The sequence below is a fragment of the Streptomyces sp. NPDC060366 genome (assembly GCF_042725135.1).
Classification (GTDB): domain Bacteria; phylum Actinomycetota; class Actinomycetes; order Streptomycetales; family Streptomycetaceae; genus Streptomyces.
The window spans coordinates 430,184-450,641 of record NZ_JBHXDC010000004.1; the positions used below are offsets into that span (position 1 = coordinate 430,184).

Here is a 20,458-nt window from a genome sequence, read left to right on the forward strand (position 1 = left end):
CAGCGCCCCGGCGCAGCCTGGCTCCCGCCACACACCACAGCGAACACAGGGAGCGCGCCATGGGTACGTACGCGGGTCTGAAAGCAGTCGTCATCGGCGGTTCGATGGGCATGGGTCTCGCCATGGCCAAGCGCCTGGTGGAGGGCGGCGCGGAGGTGCTTGTCACCGGCCGCAACCCGGCCAATCTGAAGGACGCGCGGAACGAGCTGGGCCCCTCCGCGCACGTCGTCGGCTCGGACATCGCCGATCCGGCCGCCGTCGCCGCGCTCGGCGAACTGGTCGCATCGAGGCTGGGCCGGGTCGACCACCTCTTCGTCAACGCGGGCATCGCGCGGCTGGGGACGTTCGAGACGGTCACGGAGGAGGACTACGACGCGCAGTTCGCCGTCAACACGAAGGGCGCCTTCTTCACGGTGCAGCGGCTGATCCCGCTTCTCAACGAGGGCGGCTCGATCGTCTTCACCACCTCCGTCGCCGACAACTCGGGCACGCCCGGCATGGGTGTGTACTCCGGTACGAAGGCGGCCCTGTGGTCGTTCGCGCAGACGCTGGCCGCCGAGCTGGTGTCGCGGGGGATCCGGGTCAACGCCGTGGCACCCGGCTTCATCGACACGCCGGGGTCGGGGATCCAGGGGCTGTCGGACGAGGTCGTGGCGGCGTTCCGCAAGAGCGGTGACGAGCAGACACCGATGAAGCGTCACGGCACCTCGGACGAGGTCGCGAGGGCGGCGCTGTTCCTCGCGACGGACGCGACCTTCACGACCGGGCTGAAGCTGTCGGTCGACGGCGGGCTCGGCAAGCGGATTGCCACGCCGGAGAGCTGACGCCCCGACCGCGCCGACCGCGTCCGACCTGCGCTTTCCGTATTTCGCGCGCCCGCCAGATCTGATCTGGCGGGCGCGCGCCCACGTCTAGCGCCTTCTCGGTGAGGGGGAAAGCGGCGGCGGACGAGGGAGGGAGGCGGACCGGATGCGACAGCACTGCGAGCCCGGCACGGCGGCGCCGCTGCGCGTCGCGGTCATCATCGGCAGCACCCGCGAGGGCCGCCTCGGTGAGGCGGTGGGGCGGTGGTTCGTCGAGCGGGCGGCCAAGCGGGACGAGCTGGAGCTGTCGGTCGTCGACCTCGCCGACTTCGACTTCCCCGCGCGCTACCCCGACCTGCCCACGGGGCCGATGGCGGAGTTCACGGCCGAGGTCGACAGCGCGGAGGCGTTCGTGGTGGTGACACCGGAGTACAACCGCTCGTTCCCCGCCTCCCTCAAGCAGGCCGTCGACTTCGCGTACGACGAGTGGCACACGAAGCCGGTCGCGTTCGTCAGCTACGGCCACGGGTCGGGCGGGCTGTACGCGGTGGAGGGGCTGCGCACGGTCTTCACGGAGCTGCACACGGTCACCCTGCGCAACGGGGTGTCGATCAACCTCTTCGACTGCGGCGACGACGTCCTCGACGTCGACGCGGCGGCGGAGGAGCACAGGGACCGCGCGGCGAGCGTGCTGCTCGACCAGCTCGGGTGGTGGGGCCTGGCCCTCCGCGAGGCGCGGGCGGCCCGCCCGTACATCTGCTGATGAGTTTCCGGCACCGGCGGAGTCATAAGACAGAACCTGCCGAAGACGATCCAGAACGACGCACACGTACGACGCACCTGAACGTCGCACACGAACGACGACAGACGAAGGACTGACGATGAGTAATGACCTCGCGATCGAGACCACGGGGCTGGTGAAAGTCTTCGGCTCGAACCGCGCCGTGGACGGAGTCGATCTCGCCGTGCCGACGGGCACGGTCTACGGAGTGCTCGGCCCGAACGGCGCGGGAAAGACCACCGTCGTAAGGATGCTCGCGACGCTGCTGCGCCCCGACGGCGGCGAGGCCCGCATCTTCGGCAAGGACGTGGTGAAGGACGCCGAGGCGGTCCGCAGCCGGGTCGCGCTGACCGGGCAGTACGCGTCGGTGGACGAGGACCTGACCGGTTCGGAGAACCTGATCCTGCTCGGCCGGCTTCTCGGGCACACCAAGCCCGACGCCCGTGACCGCGCGGGGCAGTTGCTGGAGGCGTTCGGTCTTACGGAGGCGGCGGGCCGGCAGGTCAAGAACTACTCGGGCGGTATGCGGCGCCGTATCGACATCGCCGCCTCCATCCTGAACACCCCGGACCTGCTCTTCCTGGACGAGCCGACGACCGGCCTCGACCCGCGCAGCCGTAACCAGGTGTGGGACATCGTGCGGGCCGTGGTCTCACAGGGGACGACGGTGCTGCTGACGACCCAGTATCTGGACGAGGCGGACCAACTGGCGTCCCGTATCGCCGTGATCGACCAGGGCAAGGTCATAGCCGAGGGCACGAAGGGCGACCTGAAGGCGTCGGTCGGTTCCGGTGCCGTGCATCTGCGGCTGCGTGACGCGGCCCAGCGGCCGGACGCCCGGCGCGTGCTGGCCGCCGCACTGCGCGCGGACATCGTGCTGGACGCGGACCCGCTCGCGCTGACCGCCACCATCAGCGGGGGCGGCACCGACCAGGGCGCGGCCGAGCAGGCCGGGCGGGCGCTCGCCGAGCTGGCCCGCGAGGGGATCGTCGTGGACAACTTCTCCCTCGGCCAGCCCAGTCTGGACGAGGTCTTCCTCGCCCTCACCGACAAGAAGAAGCCGTCCGACGACGCGTCGCGTACGTCGTTCGGCGAGAGCACCGATGTGAAGGAGGGGGCGGCGGCATGACCACCGTAGCCACGAAGACCCAGGACCTCGACGACCTCGAACTCACCACGCCCACGGCGGACGACCTCGCCGCGCTGCTCGTGAACAAGGAACGCCCGCCGAGGCCCAGCGCGCTCTCCGCGTCGATGACCTTCGGCTGGCGGGCGATGCTGAAGATCAAGCACGTGCCCGAGCAGCTTTTCGACGTGACCGTCTTCCCGGTCATGATGGTGCTGATGTACGCGTATCTGTTCGGTGGTGCGCTGGCGGGGTCGGTCTCCGAGTACATCCAGTTCCTGCTGCCCGGCGTCATGGTGATGAGCGTCGTGATGATCACGATGTACTCGGGCGTCGCGGTCAACACCGACATAGCCAAGGGCGTCTTCGACCGCTTCCGCACGCTCCCGATCTGGCGCCCCGCCCCGATGGTCGGCTATCTGCTCGGTGACGTGATCCGCTACGTGATCGCCGCGATAGTGATCCTGGGCGTGGGTCTGGCCATCGGATACCGGCCCGACGGCGGTGTGCTCGGCATCGCGGCGGGAGTGGTGCTGCTGCTCGTCTTCTCCTTCTCGTTCTCGTGGATCTGGACGATGTTCGGGCTGATGCTGCGCACCGAGAAGTCGGTGATGGGCGTCAGCATGATGGTGATCATGCCGCTGACGTTCCTGAGCAACGTCTTCGTCGACCCGAAGACGATGCCGGGCTGGCTCCAGGCTTTCGTCAACAACAGCCCCGTCTCCGAACTCGCCAGCGCGGTGAGGGAGTTGATGGCGGGCAACTGGCCGGCCCACGACATCGCGGTGACGCTCGGCTGGTCGGTCGGGCTGGTGCTCGTCTTCGGCACGTGGACGATGCGGCTCTACAACCGCAAGTGAGGGTGCGAATCCGACGGCCGGTGGCCCGCGACTCCCCGGGGGAGAGCCGCGGGCCACCGGTGTGTTGACCTTGCCCAAAGGGCAAGCCCCAGCATCGGCGGTGCCGGGCGACGCGCCCGGTACGAGGAGAGGGACGGCGGTGACATGGAGAGCACGGGAGACACGGACGAACTGACCATCGGGGCGTTCGCCCGCGCGTCCCGGCTGTCACCGAAGGCACTGCGCCTCTACGACGAGCTGGGGCTGCTGGCACCGGCTCGCGTGGACGGGACGACCGGCTACCGGTACTACACCGGGGCGCAGTTGGAGCGGGCCCGGCTGGTGGCGTGGCTACGCCGCGTCGGGATGCCGCTCGCCCGGATCGGATCCGTCTGCGATCTGTGCGAGACGGATCCGGGGGCCGCCGCCCAGGACATCGGGGCGTACTGGGCGCGGGTGGAGACGGAGACCGCCGCGCGCCGGGACCTGGTGACCTTCCTCGTCGGCCAACTGTCGGGGAATCCGGCAGGGAGGGGCGTCGAAGAGATGTCTGACATGAGGATGCGTTACGCGGCCGGATCGGACCGAGGACTGGTCCGGGCGGTCAACCAGGACACCGCGTACGCCGGTTCACGGCTGCTCGCCGTGGCTGACGGATTCGGCGACGAGGGGGCACGGGCGAGCGGGGCGGCGGTCGACGCGCTGGTGGCGCTGGAGGAGTCGGTCCGGGGCGGTGATGTGCTCAACGGCCTGGCGGAAGCGGTGGATCGGGTGAACCGGGCGGGAGTGGCCGGCGTTGGCGACGGGTCCGCGGGATCTGGGGAGCCCGGGGGGTCCGGGACCACACTCACGGCGATGCTGTGGACCGGATCCCGGCTGGCGCTCGTGCACGTCGGTGACACCCGCGCGTATCTGCTGCGGGGCGGCGAGGTCTCCCGGATCACCCACGACCACACGCTCGTGCAGTCGATGATCGACGCGGGCAGCCTCACCGCCGAGGAGGCGATGTCGCACCCCCGACGGGCGCTGCTGCTACGGGCCCTGGACGGCAGCGAGGACCACCCCCGGCCGGATCTGCGGCTGCACGACGTGGAGCCCGGCGACCGCTATCTGCTCTGCTCCGACGGCCTGTTCACGGTCGTAGGGCCCGACGACCTCCGGCGCGTCCTCAGTACGGCGCCGGATCCCGAGGACGCCGTACGGGAACTGATCGCGCTGGCCCTGGCGGCGGGCGGCCCGGACAACGTGGCCTGTGCTGTGGCCGACGTCGTCACGGTGTGACCGTGTGAGGGGGCGGATCAGGTCGGCTCGGTGGTGAGTTCCGGGGGGAGCGTGTCGCGCAGTGCCGCGATGAATGCCTCGACCGCGGGGTGGGCCGCCGAGCCCGCCGCCCGGAACGTGACCTCGCTGCGCCGGTGCAGCGGGAGCGGTGTCAGCGTGGTGCCGGCGGGCGGGTTCCGCGCGCTGAGGTCGGGGACCACGGCGACGCCCGCGCCCGCCGCGACCAGGCCGAGCGCGGTGTCGTAGTCGTCCACGCGGTGCCACGAGTCGACGTGGAAGCCGCTCGCCTCGCAGAGCCGCGTCACGCTCGTGTGGCAGAGGGTGCCGGGCGTGGGCAGGATCCACGGCGCGTGGCGCCACTTCCGTACGGGATCCTCGTCCGGCGCGGGATCCGGGTCCGGGGCCAGGGCCGGGTCCGTCGGGGTGGCCAGCCGCATCCGTTCCGTGAACACCGGTCTGCTCCGGATGCCGGGCTCGGCGGGCGGCGGGCGGCCGTCCCCGGAGTCGTATTCGTAGTCGTAGTAATGGGTGAGCGCGAGGTCCAGCCGGCCGACCCGCAGGGCGTCGGGCGCGTCGGCGGGGTCGACCTCCCAGACCCAGGGCTCCAGCCTCGGATACGCCCGGCGCAGGTAGACGAGCAGGCCGGACGCCAGGGCGCGGGCGGCGGACGGGTAGATGCCCAGGCGGAGCGGACCGGCCACCTCCCGGCCTTCGGCCAGCTCCGTCCGGGCCGTCTCCAGACGCTCCAGGATGACCTCGGCGTGGCGCACCAGATTCGCTCCCGCCGGGGTGAGGGCCACACGTCGGCCGCTGCGTTCCAGGAGGGGCACGCCCGCGTTCCGCTCCAGGAGCGACAGCTGCTGGGAGACGGCGGAGGGGCTGTACGACAGGGCGTCGGCCACGGCGGCGATGGTGCCCCGATGGGCGAGTTCCCGCAGGAGGCGCAACTGGTGCAGGTTGAGCATCGGCTCAGCTTACGAGCGGCGTCAGTATTTCCCGCTGGACCTGGACGGTCGGGCGGGCGCAGGATCCGAAGCATGACGAGTGACAGAGTCACGAGCGGCAGAGCTACGAACGGAAGAGCCACGAGCGCGGGCGTCCCCGCTCCCGGGGTGCACATCCCGCTGATCACGCCCTTCGACGCTGCCGGGGAAGTCGCGCTCGACGCCCTGGAGGCGCTGGCCCACGACATGCTCACCGCCGGCGCCGCGGGTCTCGTCGCCCTCGGCACCACCGCGGAGGTGGCGACCCTGAGCGTGGTCGAGAAGGACGCGGTCGTCAGCACGCTCGCCCGTGTCTGCCGGGAGCGCGGCGCGCCCCTCATGGTCGGTGCCGGGAACAACGACACGGCGGCCAGCCGTGACGCGCTCGCCGCACTCGGGAAGGTGCCCGGGGTGACGGCGGCGCTGACGCTCGTGCCGTACTTCACCCGGCCCTCGGCGGCCGGTGTCGTCGCCCACTTCACCGAACTGGCCGCCAACAGCCCCGTACCGCTGGTGATTTACCACATCCCCTACCGCACGGGGCAGGAGCTGGACGCGGACACGCTGCGGACGCTCGGCGCGCTGCCGGGCGTCGTGGGTGTGAAGTACGCGACCGGCGGCATCGGCGCGGCGACGGTGGATCTGCTCGGTGAACTGCCTGACGGATTCGCCGTGTTCGCCGGGGACGACCTCTTCTTCTCGCCGCTGCTGGCCATGGGTGCCCACGGCGGCATCCTGGCGTCCGCGCATCTGGCGACCGGCCGTTACGTGGAGCTGGCCGGGGCCTGGGCGGCCGGCGACGTCACCCGCGCCCGTGACCTCGGGCACCGCCTCGGCGCCCTGTCGGCGGCCGTGTTCGCCGAACCGAACCCCACCGTGGTCAAGGGGGTGCTGCACGCTCAGGGGCGTATCCCCACGGCGTCCGTACGACTGCCGCTGCTGTCCGCAGGGCCGGGGGCGGTGGACGGGGCGCTGCGGTTGCTGGCCGGACAGGAGCTGGAGTGGGCAGAGGGCCTGGGGTCGACGCCGGGACTCACAGCTGCCAGTTGAGTGCGCCGGAGGCGTCGCCCTCCGGGCGTTCGGGGCGGTAGGCGCAGGTCGCGCCCGTGGTCACCGACTTCCGCAGATGCGCGGCCAGTTCGGGGTGGAGGGCGTCGAGCTTGCGCAGGGTGTCGCGGATCCGGGCCGTGACGGTCTTACGGGCCCGCTCGGCCTCGTCGCCCAGCCGGCGGGTGCGCCCGCCGAGTCCTGCGGCGGTGCGGAGTTCGTCGAGGAGGGCCTGGCGCTCCCTGTCGTACGCGGCGGCGCGCGCGTCGTCGCCGCGTTCACCCGCGCGGTCGATCTCCTGGTCCAACTGGTCGAGCCGCCGGCGGTACTCCGCCTTGGCCCGTTCGTCCAGCACCGGGTCGCCGCCCATGGCGCGCGCCGCCACGGCCGTCTCCCCGCCGTCCGGGGAGAGCAGCCGGACCGCGGGGAAGTCCGTGCCGGGGTGCGAGACCAGCGTGTGCAGATCGCGCAGTCCCTTGGCGTCGGGCACGTGGACCGCCCGCCCCTCGAAGGCGAGCGCCCAAACGGCCCCGTCCCGTCTGAACTCCGCTCCGGACGGGACCGGTTGAGCCCCTTCGGCGGCGGCGGCGCGGGTGTCGGCGTCCGAGCCGGCGTCCGCCTCCGTACGGCCTACGGCACCCCCGCCCGATGATCCGTCCGGTCTGCCCGGCCCCCTCGGGCCCGCGCCGTCCGCCCATGGGCCTCTCACCCACGGCCCCCGCCGGGTGTCCGGGCCCGGCGGGTCGGGTGAGCCGGCCGAACCGGGCTCGTCGGCCACCCCCTCCGCCACCGGGGCGCGCTTCTCCAGATGCCGCAGCCCCATCGACCGCGCCGCCCGAGCCGTCCGTGCGCGCAGGGACGCCTCCGCGGCGGCGTCCCCGTCCCCGCCGCGTGCCCGCAGCGCGTCCGCCAGCGCCAGGCCCGCCCGCAGGGACCATGGTCTCGCCTGGAGGCGGTCGGCGGAGTCACGCGCGGCGGTGAAGGAGGCCACCGCCGCGTCCCAGTGCCCCTCCGCCGCGTCCAGCAGACCGAGCCAGAGGTCGACGGGCCCGCTGATGTCGCAGCCGTACAGCGCGACGAGCCATCGGCCGCTGTGCGCGCCGAGCGCGCCCCGGGCCTCGGCGATCAGCGCGGGATCCCCTGACGCGGCGGCCGTCTGCGCCAGGAGCCGGAACCACAGCGGTGCGAAGACCCGCGAGACGGGCTCCGGCCGGTCCGACACCTCCCGGAGCAGCCGCAGCGCCCGCGCCGTGTCGCCCTGTTCGACCGCGGCGATCCCGTCGAGCAGCAGCGGGTAGAAGTAGTCCACCCCGTCGAGGCCGCGCGTGACGGCGTCGGCCTGGTCGTAGCGACCCCGCGTCATGTGCAGGGCCCAGCGCAGATGCGAGGTGAGATATCCGTACGCCGCCTGGTCGGGCACGGCCTCGATCGTGTCCGCGTACCACTTCTCCGCCTGGTCGAAGTCGCCCGTGAGCGCGGCGACGATGCCCAGGTCGAGGGTCTTGCCCAGCTCGTACCTGCGCTTGCCCGTCCGCTCGGCCACTCCCGCGTACGTACGCAACTGGCCCAGGTAGCGCGGGTCGCCGAGCTCCAGGAGGGTCACCCAGCGCATCGCCGCGGCGTGGACCTCCATGTCCAGATTCTGGGTGCGGCGGGCGACGGTCGACATCTCGGTGGTGAGGGCGAGCCGTTCGTCGGACGTCCCGAGGCCCCAGATGGTGTCGTGCCGTGCCCAGAGGGAGAACGCGAGCGCCTCGTCGTCGTCGTCCCGTCGTGCGAGGTCCGTGGCTCGGACGGCGAGGTCCTGCGCCATCCGCTCCATCTCGTTGCTGCCGGGGCCCCCGCTGTCGGCGGAACCGTCCCTGTCCCCGTCCCCGAACAGCGCGCGGTACGCCTCGTGCAGCAGCTCCCCCGTCTGGGAGCCGTGGCCGGGCATGTCCTGTTGCTGATGGAGGGTGAGCGCGACGCGCGTCAGCAGCTCGGGGTCGCCCAGCTCGCGCGCCGGTGTCACCGCGCGGTCGTAATACCGACGGGCCTCTTCATCCATGCCGTGGTGCCGCAGCTCGCCGGCGAGGTCGAGCGAGATGAGGACGGCGCGGCGCGGATCTCCCTCGCCGGACGTCTCCGCCACCTCCAGGGCGCGGCGGAAGTGACCGACGGCCTCGTCGACCGCGAGCCTGCTCGACGCGTCCCGCGCCGCCGCGAGCAGCAGATCGATGCGGTGGCCCCGGTCCACCGTCCCGCCCGCGAGATGGGCGTGCCGCGCCAGATCGGCGGGGACGATCTTCTCGCTCAGCGCCGGGGCGGTGTCCAGGGCCCGCACGACCGCGCCGTGCAGACGGGCCGCGTCCGCCTCTTCCAGGGATTCGTAGAGCGTCTCGCGGACGAGGTCGTGGGCGAAGGCGAACCGGCCGGCCCCGCGCGTCACCACGAGCCGGGCCGACACGGCCCGGTCCAGCAACCGGTCCACGTGCGGCACGGGCGCCGACGTGGCGGCGGCGAGCACCTGGCGGTGGAACTCCCTGCCCAGCACGCTCGCCGTGACCAGCAGGTCGCCCACCGGCTTCGGCAGCATCGACAGCCGTCGCCGCACTGCCTCTCGCACGCCGGGGGCGATCGTGCTGACGGGGCTGCCGCCGTGCCAGAGACGGGCGGTCTGCTCGACGAAGAACGGATTGCCGCCCGTACGGCTGTGCACCTCGTCCACCAGCGCGGGCTCCGGCTCCCGCCCGGTCGTGAGCGCGAGGAGCGCGCCCACGTCGTCCCTGTCGAGCCCGGTCAGCGTCACCGCCGTGGTGGCTCGGGCGACGAGGGGAAGGATGAGCTGCTGGAGCGGATGGCCGGGCGCCTCCACCTCCACGTCGCGATACGTCCCGATGAGCAGCAGCCGCTCGAACCACGCGTGCTGGGCGGCGAATTCGAGAAGTCTGAGCGACGCGGTGTCCGCCCAGTGCAGGTCGTCCAGGACGACGACGACCGGCCGGTCCTGGGAGACGGTGACGAGGGCGGTCGTCACCGCGTCGTACACGGAGAAGGCGTCCTTGGCCTCGTCGTCCCCCGCGGCCTCGCCGAGCAGTACCGCGAGCCGTCCGCCCGCCGCCTCCTCGGCCCTCGCCCACTCGTCCTCACCGAGGCCCCGCCGCATCCCGCGCACCACCTGCACCCACGGCCAGTACCCCGGAGCGCTGCCCTCCCAGCAGGATCCGCCGAGCACCAGGGCCCCGCGCTGCCGGGCCTCCAGGGCGACGGCGGTGACGAGCGTGGTCTTGCCGATGCCCGCCTCGCCCGCGACCAGCACGAGACCCCCGTGGCTGTCCGTCGCCCGGCCGATCTCCGCGCGGAGGACGCCTGCGGGGTGGTCACGCCCGATCAGTGCAGGGGTCATGACCAAAACCATAGAAGGCACCACTGACAATCGGCATACGAAATCTTTGCCGACGGACAGACGCGCAGGTGGGAAGGGGTCGGGTACGATCCGCGCCCGCCGCCTAGGACCCGGCCCGCGGATCCCGCGGATCCCCCACCTCCCGCGGACCGGGCGCGGAGCCGCCGTACCGCGCCAGCATCCCGCCCGTCGCCGCCGGGCCGGCCGCGAAGACGTACGCCTCGCTGTCGTCGAGCCTGTGTCCCGTCGCCGCGTCGACGACCACCGGCTCGACCTCCTCGCCGGTCTCCGCGTCGACGAGGATCATGGTCCGGTCCTCGGCCGGCAGGCGCGAGTTGCCCCACGCGGCGAGGCTGACGAGTACCGGGCGCAGCGAGCGGCCGAGGTCCGTGAGGACGTACTCGTGGCGCGTCGGCCCCTGTTGGTACGGGCGGCGCTCCAACAGCCCCTCGGCGACCAGGGACTTCAGCCGGGTGGTGAGCATGCTGGAGGAGATACCCAGGCTCTCCTGGAACTGGTCGAAGCGTGTGTAGCCGTCGAACGCGTCATGAAGGATCAGCAGCGTCCACCACTCGCCCACCTGTCGCACGGTGGTGGACAGCGGACATGTCCGGTCCTCCGGTCGCATCCGGTTCACTCGCGCCGCCATGTGTCCCACCCCGCCCGCCCGTCCGGTTACTGCTAAAGTCGAAGTTACTCACTTCTATTTTAGCATCGGCAGTGCCGAGGAAGGCCGGGGACGGATCGTGGACGAGTCACTGGACGGCAGGCGCGCGCTGGTCACCGGCGGTACGAAGGGGGCCGGCGCCGCCATCGCCGCGCGGCTCGCGCGGGCCGGTGCCACCGTGCTGGTGACCGCGCGGCACCGTCCTGAAGAGGTCGAGCCGGAGCGGTTCATCGGCGCGGACATCACCACACCCGACGGCGCCCGCACGATCGTCTCCGAAGCGCTCGACCGGGTCGGCGGGATCGACATCCTGGTCAGCAACTTCGGCGGCTCCCACGCCCCGTCCGGCGGCTTCGCCGCGCTGGACGACGCGGCGTGGGACACCGAACTCAACAGCAACCTGCTGGCCGCCGTGCGGCTGGACCGCGGCCTGCTGCCGGGCATGATCGCGGCACGCAAGGGCGCGATCGTGCACGTCACCTCCATCCAGCACCGGATGCCTCTGTACGAGGCGACGCTCGGCTACGCGGCGGCGAAGGCGGCGCTCGCGACGTACAGCAAGGGCCTGGCCAACGAGGTCGCCCCGCACGGCGTCCGCGTCAACACGGTCTCGCCGGGCTTCATCAGGACCACGGCCGCGGAGGCGCTCGTCGAGCGCATCGCGGCGGGCGCGGGCATCGACACCGACGCGGCGCTCCGGCGGCTCATGGACTCGCTCGGCGGGATCCCGCTGGGGCGGCCGTCGGAGCCCGAGGAGGTCGCCGAGCTGGTCGCCTTCCTCGTCTCGGACCGCGCGTCGTCCATCGTCGGCGCCGAGCACGTCATCGACGGCGGGACGACCCCGACGGCCGGCTGACCCTCACCCCCTACCTCCCAAGGAGCACACCATGAACGTCAACGACGTGACCCCCGCACTCCCCGACGTGGTCACCCGCTATCTGACCGCCCACCACCTCCGCGACAAGGAGTCCGCGCTCGCCACCTTCCACGAAGGCGCCACCGTCACGGACGACGGCTCGACGTACACCGGCAGGGCCGCGATCGGGCAGTGGCTCGGCGAGGCGGCGAGCGAGTACACGTACACCACCGAACTCCTCCGTGCCGAGAGCCCGGACGAGAACCACCACGTCGTCACCAACCGCCTGGAGGGCGACTTCCCCGGCGGGCGCGTCGACCTCCGTTTCCGGTTCACGCTGCGCGCCGGACTGATCGAGGACCTGACCATCGCGCCGTAACCCACGCGACCCGGCCTCCCCGGCGATGACAGACTCCGGCGTCGACTCCATTTGTCACGTTCCTCAGGAGACCCCCGTGTCCGACCTGACCACCGACCGTCTCGTCCTGCGTTCCTGGCCCGCCGACGAAGTCGCCGCCGTCGTCGCCGGTGAGAGCCGGCTCCCTCACTGGGCCGAGGACTTCCCCGCCGAAGGCGACCGCGTCATCGCCGGTTTCATCGCCGAACACCCGGGGACCCTCGGCCCCTACGGCCAGCGGCAGATCATCGAACGGGCGACCGGCCTGGTCGTCGGGGCCGTCGGTCTCTTCCCGCCGTCGGACGGCACGATCGAGTTCGGCTACGGAATCGTCCCCTCCCGCAGGGGCCGGGGCTACGCCTCCGAGGCGGCCCACGCCGTCGCCGCCTTCGCCCTGACCGCGCCGGGTATCCATACGGTGAGCGCGAAGGTGGAACTGTCGAACCCGGCATCGGCCCGCGTACTGGAGAAGGCGGGACTCACCCGAGTGAGCGCCGACTCCGAGATGGCCCATTTCCAGGCCACGGCGCCCCTGCCGGAGCCGTCGCCGCACTCCCCGCCGTCGCCGCAGCGGGCTTCTTGATACGCAGAACACGCACACACAGGAGTTGAGGACTCATGGCGGACGACCGCGGTCAGCGGCCGATGACCGACGAGGAGATCGAGGCCGCCGCGCTCGGGCCCGCCCAGCGGGTCGACGGGCAGGTGACGCTGAGGGAGTACGACCACCGATGGCCGGGGGTCTACGAGCGCGAGGCCGCGTCGATCGGCGCGCGGCTCGCCGAGGGGGGCGGCGCCTCCGGGCACCGGATCGAGCATGTCGGCTCCACCTCGGTGCCCGGACTTCCCGCGAAGCCGGTCATCGACATGCTGCTGATCGTCGACGACCCCGGCGACGAGGACGGTTACGTGCCCGCCCTGACCGCCGTCGGCTACACGGTCGCCGTCCGGGAGCCCGAGTGGTACGAGCACCGGGTGCTCCGGAAACAGGACCTCGACCCCTCGGCCGGCTCGGCCAACCTGCATGTACTGCCCGGCGGTTGCCCCGAGGTCGACCGCATGCTGCTCTTCCGGGACCGGCTGCGCAGGCACACCGGCGACCACGAGCTGTACGCGAGGACGAAGCGGGGGCTGGCGCGGCAGGAGTGGAAGTACATGCAGAACTACGCCGACGCGAAGACCGAGGTGGTCGAGGAGATCCTGGCCCGGGCGAGGCGCGCGGGCTGAGGCCCGCTCAGTCCCAGCGGTCCTCGTTGAGGAAACGGGCAACACCGCGCCAGGAGTTGGGGCCCATCACCCCGTCCACCGGCCCGGTGTACCCGTAACCGCCCGCGAGCCGCTGGAGCGCGGCGTACGTCTGCGGACCGGGCGCGCCGTCGATCGGGCCGGTGTAGCCGTGGTGGTCGCGCAGGTTGCGTTGCAGTGCCGCGTACGTCTGGGTGCCCGGCGCGCCGTCGACGGGGCCCGCGTAACCCGACTCGATCGACAGCCACTTCTGGGCCCGCTGCCAGAACACCGTGCCCGGTACCCCGTCCTGCTCCGTCGAGGTCTTCGGCAGCCCACCGCCACCACCACCGCCGTTCCCCAGGAAAGTGAGCGGATTGATGCGTACGCCGTTCGGATCGATCATGTGCCAGTGCACGTGCGGGCCGGTGGACGACCCCGAGCCGGGCGCGCCGACCGCGCCGCCGGAGAGTCCGACGACGCCGCCCGCCGCGACCGCCGCGCCGTTGCCGAGCAGGAACTGGGACAGGTGCATGTACTGAGTGCGGTAGCCGTTGGGATGGGAGATGGTCACGGTGTGGCCGCCGGTCCCGTTGTCCGGGATGTTGGTGACCGTCCCGCCGCCGGCCGCCGGGAGCCGCGTTCCGACACCCATGCCGTAGTCGAGACCGCCCAGCGAACCGCTGTTGAGGTGGTCCTGCCAGCTGCCGGTCATCGTGTAACCGCTGAACGGGTTGTGGAAGTTGTCGCGCGGCGCCCGGTCGGCGCCGCTGTCCGCGTACGCCGGCGTACCGGTGGTGGCGACGAGGCCGACGCCGAGTGCACCGGCGCCGAGTGCGCCGACTGATCCGCGCAGCACGGCGCGGCGGGTGAGGTGGGGCTCACACATGAGGACTCCTGTGGGGGGAGGAGTGAACTGGACGACATCCGAACGTAGGGGATTTCAGGCGTGGTTGGTATGGCAGGTTCTGATATGAACGAATGTCCTGGACGTGTGTTCTGAACGCTCGTCCTGAACCAATGTTCTGAACGAACGTTCAAGTCTGGGGTACGGTGTCTCCATGGGACACCGCGAAAAGCTGATGGCCGGCGCCCGGCGCTGCCTGGAGGAGCGTGGCTACGCGCACACGACCTCCCGTGACATCGCCGCCGCCGCCAACGCGCCGCTCGGCACGATCAACTACCACTACGGCTCCAAGGAGGCGCTGCTCAACGCCGCCATGCTGGAGTCGATCCACGAGTGGGGCGCCAAGGTCCAGGCGGCCGAGACACCGGCTCACACGACCGGAACGACCGGCACGACGTCCACCACGGCTGCGACGGCCACCACGGCCACCACGGACGCGACGGCCTCCGTCGGAGCCCGGCTGGAAACCATGTGGGCCCGCGTCATCGAGTCCCAGGTCACCGACCGGCCCCTGCTCGTCGCCGCGACCGAGGGGTTCGCGCAGGCCGAGCGGTCCCCCGAGGTCCGCGCGCAGATCGCCGAGGCGTACGAACTCGCCCGCCCCCAGCTCGCGGCCGACCTGCACGGCATCCGCGGCGAGGAGGGATCGGCCGACGCCGCGACCGCCCGCGCCGTCGGCTCCGTGCACATGGCGCTGGTCGCCGGTCTGACGCAGCAGTGGCTCGTCGATCCCGAACACGCCCCGTCCGCGAGCGAGCTCGCCGCCGGTCTGCGGGCGATCGCCCGGAGCCTCGACGCCGACGGCTGAACGGACCCGGATGCGGCGGTCTTTCACCCATCTCCATGTCCACACCCAGTACTCGCTGCTGGACGGTGCGGCGCGGTTGGGGGACATGTTCAAGGCGTGCGATGAGATGGGGATGTCTCATATCGCGATGACGGACCATGGGAATCTTCATGGTGCGTATGACTTCTTCCATCAGGCGAAGAAGGCGGATGTGACGCCGATCATCGGTATCGAGGCGTATGTGGCGCCGGAGTCGCGGCGTAACAAGCGGAAGGTGCAGTGGGGGCAGCCGCATCAGAAGCGTGATGACGTTTCGGGTTCGGGTGGTTATACGCACAAGACGATCTGGGCGGCGGACAAGACGGGGCTGCACAATCTCTTCCGGCTGTCTTCTGACGCGTATGCGGAGGGGTGGTTGACGAAGTGGCCGCGGATGGACCGGGAGACGATCGCGAAGTGGTCGGAGGGTCTGATCGCCTCCACGGGGTGTCCGTCGGGTGAGTTGCAGACGCGGCTCAGGCTGGGGCAGTTCGACGAGGCGGTGCAGGCGGCTTCGGACTACCAGGACATCTTCGGCAAGGACCGGTATTTCCTGGAGTTGATGGATCACGGGATCGAGATCGAGCGGCGGGTGCGGGACGGTCTGCTGGAGGTGGGGAAGAAGCTGGGGATTCCGCCGCTGGTGACGAACGACTCGCATTACACGTATGCGAATGAGGCGACGGCGCATGACGCGCTGTTGTGTATTCAGACGGGTAAGAATCTGTCGGATCCGGACCGGTTCCGGTTCGACGGGACCGGTTATTACCTGAAGTCGACGGACGAGATGTATGCGATTGATTCGTCGGACGCGTGGCAGGAGGGGTGCGCGAACACCCTTCTGGTGGCGCAGCAGATCGATACGGAGGGCTGGTTCCAGGAGCGGAACCTGATGCCGAAGTTCGATGTGCCGGCGGGCTTCACGGAAGTCACCTGGTTCCATGAGGAAGTCGCCCGCGGACTCCGTGCCCGCTTTCCCGGCGGTGTGCGCGAGCGGTATCAGCGACAGGCCGAGTACGAGATGGGCATCATCGTCGAGATGGGGTTCCCCGCGTATTTCCTGGTCGTCGCGGACTTCATCATGTGGGCCAAGAACAACGGCATCGCCGTCGGGCCGGGGCGGGGCTCCGCGGCCGGGTCACTGGTCTCGTACGCGATGGGCATCACCGACCTCGACCCCATCGAACACGGCCTGATCTTCGAGCGGTTCCTCAACCCCGAGCGCATCTCCATGCCCGATGTCGACATCGACTTCGACGAGCGCCGGCGCGGTGAGGTCATCCGGTATGTGACCGAGAAGTACGGCGCCGACAAGGTCGCCATGATCGGCACGTACGGAAAGATCAAGGCGAAGAACGCCATCAAGGACTCGGCCCGTGTGCTGGGTTACCCGTACGCGATGGGTGACCGGCTCACGAAGGCGATGCCGGCCGACGTCTTCGGCAAGGGCATCGATCTGGGCGGCATCACCGATCCCGAGCACCCGCGCTACGACGAGGCGGGCGAGATCCGGGGGATGTACGAGAACGAGGCGGACGTGAAGAAGGTCATCGACACCGCGAAGGGTGTCGAGGGCCTGGTGCGCCAGATGGGTGTGCACGCGGCCGGTGTGATCATGTCCAGCGAGACGATCACCGACCATGTGCCGGTCTGGGTAAGGCACACCGACGGCGTCACGATCACGCAGTGGGACTATCCGAGCTGCGAATCGCTCGGCCTGCTGAAGATGGACTTCCTGGGTCTGCGAAATCTGACCATCATGGACGACGCCGTCAAAATGGTGGGGACGAACAGAGGCATCGATCTGGAGCTTCTGTCGCTGCCTCTCGACGACCGGAGAACCTTCGAACTCCTCGGGCGCGGTGACACGCTCGGCGTCTTCCAGTTCGACGGGACCGCGATGCGCGCGCTCCTGCGACTGATGAAGCCCGACCAGTTCGAGGACATCACCGCCGTCACCGCGCTCTACCGGCCGGGCCCGATGGGCATGAACTCGCACACGAACTACGCGCTGCGCAAGAACGGGCAGCAGGAGATCACCCCGATCCACCCGGAGCTGGCCGAACCGCTCAAGGACGTCCTCGGGATCACATACGGACTGGTCGTCTACCAGGAACAGGTACAGAAGGCGGCACAGGTGCTGGCCGGCTACACGCTCGGGCAGGCGGACCTGTTGCGCCGGGCGATGGGCAAGAAGAAGAAAGAGGTCCTGGACAAGGAGTTCGTGCCGTTCCGCGACGGCTGCCGTGAGCGCGGTTATTCGGACGAGGCGGTACGGGCGGTGTGGGACGTACTGGTGCCGTTCGCCGGATACGCGTACAACAAGGCGCACGCGGCGGCCTACGCCCTCGTCTCGTACTGGACGGCGTACCTCAAGGCCAACCACCCGGCCGAGTACATGGCGGCGCTGCTGACCTCGGTGAAGGACGACAAGGACAAGTCGGCGGTCTATCTCAACGAGTGCCGTCGTATGGGTATCAAGGTGCTCCCGCCGAACGTGAACGAGTCGGTGGCGAATTTCGCCGCGCAGGGCGACGACGTGATTCTGTTCGGGCTGACGGCGGTGCGTAACGTCGGTACGAACGTGGTGGATTCGATCATCCGCTCGCGCAAGGCGAAGGGGAAGTACGCCACGTTCCCCGACTTCCTCGACAAGGTCGAGGCGGTCGTCTGCAACAAGCGCACCGTCGAATCACTCATCAAGGCGGGCGCCTTCGACGAGATGGGCCACACCCGTAAGGGGCTGGTCGCCCACCACGAGCCGATGATCGACAACGTGGTGCAGATCAAACGGAAGGAGGCGGAGGGGCAGTTCGACCTCTTCGGTGGTGCGGGCGACGGCGGCGAAGTCTCCCCTTCCGAGCCGGGGTTCGGGCTCGACGTGGAATTCTCCGACATCGAGTGGGACAAGTCGTATCTGCTCGCCCAGGAGCGGGAGATGCTCGGTCTTTACGTCTCCGACCATCCGCTTCTCGGTATCGAGCACATCCTCTCGGAGCGGTCGGACGCGGCGATCTCCCAGCTCACCGGGGGTGAGCACGCCGACGGTGCGGTCGTGACGATCGGCGGCATCATCTCCGGGCTCCAGCGGAAGATGACCAAGCAGGGCAACGCCTGGGCGATCGCCACCGTGGAGGACCTGGCCGGGTCCATCGGGTGCATGTTCTTCCCCGCGACGTACCAGTTGGTCTCGACCCAACTGGTCGAGGACACCGTCGTCTTCGTCAAGGGGCGGCTCGACAAGCGCGAGGACATCCCGCGCCTCGTCGCGATGGAGATGCGGGTCCCCGACCTGACCGACGTCGGCGCGCACGCGCCCGTACGGCTCGACATGCACGAGTCGCACATCACGCCCGATTCGGTCCGCCAGCTCAAGGAGATCCTGAAGGCGCATCCGGGCCCGACGGAAGTACGGCTGCGCGTACGGCGGCGGGCCACGACCACCGTCTACCGGCTGGGCTACGGAGTCGCCGTCACCCCCGAGTTCTGGGCCGACCTGAAGGCGGCGGTCGTCGTGACACGGCGGCCGACATCTCCCGAACAGGTCGGCGCCCCGCCATCGGCGTGAGGCCCTAGGCTCGTTGCGACAGCGGGGCTGTGGTGGGGGGGGCGGGGAACTCGTATGTTCAAGAGGGCAGTTGGGCGCAAGCGGGAGATGGCGCTGGTCGGCGCCGGGCTTATCGTGGCCGTGGGTGGCGTCTTCGTCATGGCGGACACGGAGACCGACGACGGCGAGAGCGACGGCTTCTCCGGGAAGTCCTCGGGGCCCTTCTACAACCCACAGTTGAGGGACTGGGCCGACGGGATGTGCGAGAGCAGAGCGTCCCTGAGGGCGCTGCGAGTGGACAGCCTGAAGCAGGCCGACCGGCTTCGGGGAAAGGCCGGTGAACCTGCCTCCGAGCAGGCATCCGGCTCAGTCGCCTCCAGCTATCTCCTCTCGGCGGCAAAGGCGCTGGACAACATCTCCCGAGAATTCGGAGCGGTGGATTCGCTGACGCGGATCCCCGACACGGAGAGACTGCGGGCCGCCTATGTGAGGGAGATCGACCGCGTTCGGCCCGAGGTCGGAGAGCTGTCCGACGCCGAGGGCCTTGCCCGTCTCTCCGCGCGGGAGAGGATCGGCCGTGCCGAACGAGTCACCTCGCTGGTGGCGGCGATCAAGGAACCGAGCCCGAGCTTCGACGAACTGGCCCAAACGAATGGGCTGTTCGAATCCGCCGCCAACTCTCCCGGCTGCGTGGCGATTCGGGCGGCCGAGCGCGAGCGGTCCGAACCGACGCCGACGCCGAAGCCGCCGCCGCTCCTCGCGGCCGACGGAACGTCCGTCGCCGCCTGCGCGGACGGAGCCTGCGAGGTCAGGGTCACGAAGCCGGCCACCCGCATCAAGGTCCGCGACCTGACGCTGGAAGTGGACCGGAACGACACCGAGGTCACGGTGCGCCACTCCTACCCGTCGGGCGGCGCGGTCAGGGTGAACCTCTCCGGTGAGGGCGCGCGGGGCACCTTCGGCCGGGGCGGCGGCACGATCGTCACCGTGGAGCTGAAGGGCATCAACACGGGCAACGCGGTGCTGGGGATCAATTCGTCGTCGTAGGAGGCCGGCTCGCCGCCGTTACCTCCGGGGTAATCGCCACGGCCCGCCCGTCCCCGCCAGGATGTGATCACACGCCGCGCCGGCAGGGCGCGGGGCAGGTGAGGGGTGGACAGCCATGTCGGAAGAAGCGGGCACGCGGACGCGCCAGGTGATCGAGCAGCTGCTGGGCAGGATCGGCGCCGGTGACTCGGACGGGATCGCCGAGCTGTACGCCGAAGAGGTCGACTGGGGGCTGAACTGGCCGGAGGCCGAGCACGGCCGGGCCGACACACCCTGGATCCGGCACCGGACCAGCCGCGCCGACGCGGCGGCCAACTACCGCGAGATCGCCGAGCACCATGTGCCCGGATCGGTCGGCACCGAGATCGAGCGGATCCTGGTCGACGGGAACGACGCCGTCGTGACGGGCGAGATCCGGCAGACGGCCCGGTCCACCGGACGCGCCTACCGCGCGCGGTTCGCTCTGCACCTCACCGTCGAGAACGGTCTCATCACCCGTAACCACATCTACGAGGACAGCCTCGCGGTTGCCCGGGCGTTCGACGGGGCGGCCGAAGGACCGGGCGACTGACGGCCCGCCCAACCCTCGTCCCCCGACTTCCTCTCAACAGTTATCCGCAACTCTGTTGAAAATACCTCCCTGGCCAGGCCTTGTACGGAAAGGGAGCGTTCAGCGAGAGTTCATCCCGCGACGCCCCACACACCCCCCATCCACGTCGCCGGATGAGCGCCCACCCATGAA

At 70.4% G+C, this 20,458-nt stretch carries 18 protein-coding genes; 14 read left to right on the forward strand and 4 right to left on the reverse strand.

Annotation, left to right across the window (positions count from 1 at the left end):
- The first annotated feature begins 59 nt into the window (after positions 1 to 59).
- The 5 genes from ACFWHU_RS14565 to ACFWHU_RS14585 all read left to right on the forward strand — a co-directional run bounded on the left by ACFWHU_RS14565 (position 60) and on the right by ACFWHU_RS14585 (position 4,830).
- The gene (locus tag ACFWHU_RS14565; protein WP_385792103.1) at positions 60 to 824 is read left to right on the forward strand and encodes an SDR family oxidoreductase; all 765 of its coding nucleotides are present in this window, start codon (positions 60 to 62) and stop codon (positions 822 to 824) included.
- A gap of 145 nt (positions 825 to 969) precedes the next feature.
- Complete coding sequence (locus tag ACFWHU_RS14570; protein ID WP_387225077.1) at positions 970 to 1,566, forward strand: NADPH-dependent FMN reductase; 597 nt, start codon at positions 970 to 972, stop codon at positions 1,564 to 1,566.
- Positions 1,567 to 1,684: 118 nt separating this feature from the next.
- Positions 1,685 to 2,713: an ATP-binding cassette domain-containing protein gene (locus tag ACFWHU_RS14575; protein WP_385792105.1), complete on the forward strand. Its 1,029-nt coding sequence runs from the start codon at positions 1,685 to 1,687 to the stop codon at positions 2,711 to 2,713.
- Complete coding sequence (locus ACFWHU_RS14580; RefSeq protein ID WP_385792106.1) at positions 2,710 to 3,570, forward strand: ABC transporter permease; 861 nt, start codon at positions 2,710 to 2,712, stop codon at positions 3,568 to 3,570. Before ACFWHU_RS14575 ends, ACFWHU_RS14580 begins: the two co-directional genes overlap by 4 nt.
- 144 nt (positions 3,571 to 3,714) lie before the next feature.
- A complete protein-coding gene (locus ACFWHU_RS14585; protein ID WP_387225078.1) occupies positions 3,715 to 4,830 on the forward strand; it encodes a MerR family transcriptional regulator in 1,116 nt (371 codons plus the stop codon).
- Positions 4,831 to 4,847: 17 nt separating this feature from the next.
- Here ACFWHU_RS14585 and ACFWHU_RS14590 read toward each other — a convergent pair whose 3' ends face one another.
- Positions 4,848 to 5,795 (reverse strand): LysR family transcriptional regulator, encoded by a 948-nt coding sequence (locus ACFWHU_RS14590; protein ID WP_387225079.1) that lies wholly within the window; start codon positions 5,793 to 5,795, stop codon positions 4,848 to 4,850.
- A gap of 72 nt (positions 5,796 to 5,867) precedes the next feature.
- On the opposite strand from ACFWHU_RS14590, the gene ACFWHU_RS14595 reads away from it, so the two are divergent.
- Positions 5,868 to 6,863, forward strand: a complete 996-nt coding sequence (locus ACFWHU_RS14595; RefSeq protein ID WP_387225080.1) for a dihydrodipicolinate synthase family protein — start codon at positions 5,868 to 5,870, stop codon at positions 6,861 to 6,863.
- Here ACFWHU_RS14595 and ACFWHU_RS14600 read toward each other — a convergent pair.
- Positions 6,847 to 10,245 carry an AAA family ATPase gene (locus ACFWHU_RS14600; protein WP_387225081.1) on the reverse strand — a complete coding sequence of 1,133 codons (3,399 nt, stop codon included), beginning with the start codon at positions 10,243 to 10,245 and terminating at the stop codon, positions 6,847 to 6,849. The two genes, ACFWHU_RS14595 and ACFWHU_RS14600, sit on opposite strands and share 17 nt — an antisense overlap.
- 103 nt (positions 10,246 to 10,348) lie before the next feature.
- Entirely contained in the window at positions 10,349 to 10,894 is a 546-nt protein-coding gene (locus ACFWHU_RS14605) for a winged helix-turn-helix transcriptional regulator (RefSeq protein ID WP_387225082.1), read from the reverse strand.
- Between the two features lie 94 nt (positions 10,895 to 10,988).
- Between ACFWHU_RS14605 and ACFWHU_RS14610 the strand changes: the two genes are divergently transcribed.
- Genes ACFWHU_RS14610 through ACFWHU_RS14625 form a run of 4 tightly spaced genes read left to right on the forward strand, consistent with a single transcriptional unit; the run spans position 10,989 to position 13,392 of the window.
- Positions 10,989 to 11,768: an SDR family oxidoreductase gene (locus tag ACFWHU_RS14610; protein ID WP_387225147.1), complete on the forward strand. Its 780-nt coding sequence runs from the start codon at positions 10,989 to 10,991 to the stop codon at positions 11,766 to 11,768.
- A 31-nt stretch (positions 11,769 to 11,799) separates the two neighbouring features.
- A complete protein-coding gene (locus ACFWHU_RS14615; RefSeq protein WP_387225083.1) occupies positions 11,800 to 12,147 on the forward strand; it encodes a nuclear transport factor 2 family protein in 348 nt (115 codons plus the stop codon).
- A gap of 25 nt (positions 12,148 to 12,172) precedes the next feature.
- Positions 12,173 to 12,748 carry a GNAT family N-acetyltransferase gene (locus ACFWHU_RS14620; protein ID WP_387225084.1) on the forward strand — a complete coding sequence of 192 codons (576 nt, stop codon included), beginning with the start codon at positions 12,173 to 12,175 and terminating at the stop codon, positions 12,746 to 12,748.
- A gap of 35 nt (positions 12,749 to 12,783) precedes the next feature.
- A complete protein-coding gene (locus ACFWHU_RS14625; protein WP_387225085.1) occupies positions 12,784 to 13,392 on the forward strand; it encodes a GrpB family protein in 609 nt (202 codons plus the stop codon).
- Positions 13,393 to 13,399: 7 nt separating this feature from the next.
- Here the strand turns inward: ACFWHU_RS14625 and ACFWHU_RS14630 are convergent, their stop codons facing one another.
- Positions 13,400 to 14,278 carry a peptidoglycan DD-metalloendopeptidase family protein gene (locus ACFWHU_RS14630; RefSeq protein ID WP_387225086.1) on the reverse strand — a complete coding sequence of 293 codons (879 nt, stop codon included), beginning with the start codon at positions 14,276 to 14,278 and terminating at the stop codon, positions 13,400 to 13,402.
- 172 nt (positions 14,279 to 14,450) lie between these two features.
- Here ACFWHU_RS14630 and ACFWHU_RS14635 point away from each other — a divergent pair, with 172 nt between their 5' ends.
- The 4 genes from ACFWHU_RS14635 (at position 14,451) to ACFWHU_RS14650 (ending at position 20,287) form a co-directional block, all read left to right on the forward strand.
- Positions 14,451 to 15,104, forward strand: a complete 654-nt coding sequence (locus ACFWHU_RS14635) for a TetR/AcrR family transcriptional regulator (RefSeq protein WP_387225087.1) — start codon at positions 14,451 to 14,453, stop codon at positions 15,102 to 15,104.
- Between the two features lie 10 nt (positions 15,105 to 15,114).
- Positions 15,115 to 18,690, forward strand: coding sequence for a DNA polymerase III subunit alpha (dnaE, locus tag ACFWHU_RS14640; RefSeq protein ID WP_387225088.1), 3,576 nt, complete (start codon positions 15,115 to 15,117; stop codon positions 18,688 to 18,690).
- A 54-nt stretch (positions 18,691 to 18,744) separates the two neighbouring features.
- On the forward strand, positions 18,745 to 19,716 hold the full coding sequence (locus ACFWHU_RS14645) for a hypothetical protein (protein WP_387225089.1): 972 nt from the start codon (positions 18,745 to 18,747) through the stop codon (positions 19,714 to 19,716).
- A 115-nt stretch (positions 19,717 to 19,831) separates the two neighbouring features.
- Positions 19,832 to 20,287, forward strand: a complete 456-nt coding sequence (locus ACFWHU_RS14650) for a nuclear transport factor 2 family protein (RefSeq protein WP_385792119.1) — start codon at positions 19,832 to 19,834, stop codon at positions 20,285 to 20,287.
- Positions 20,288 to 20,458 lie beyond the last annotated feature (171 nt).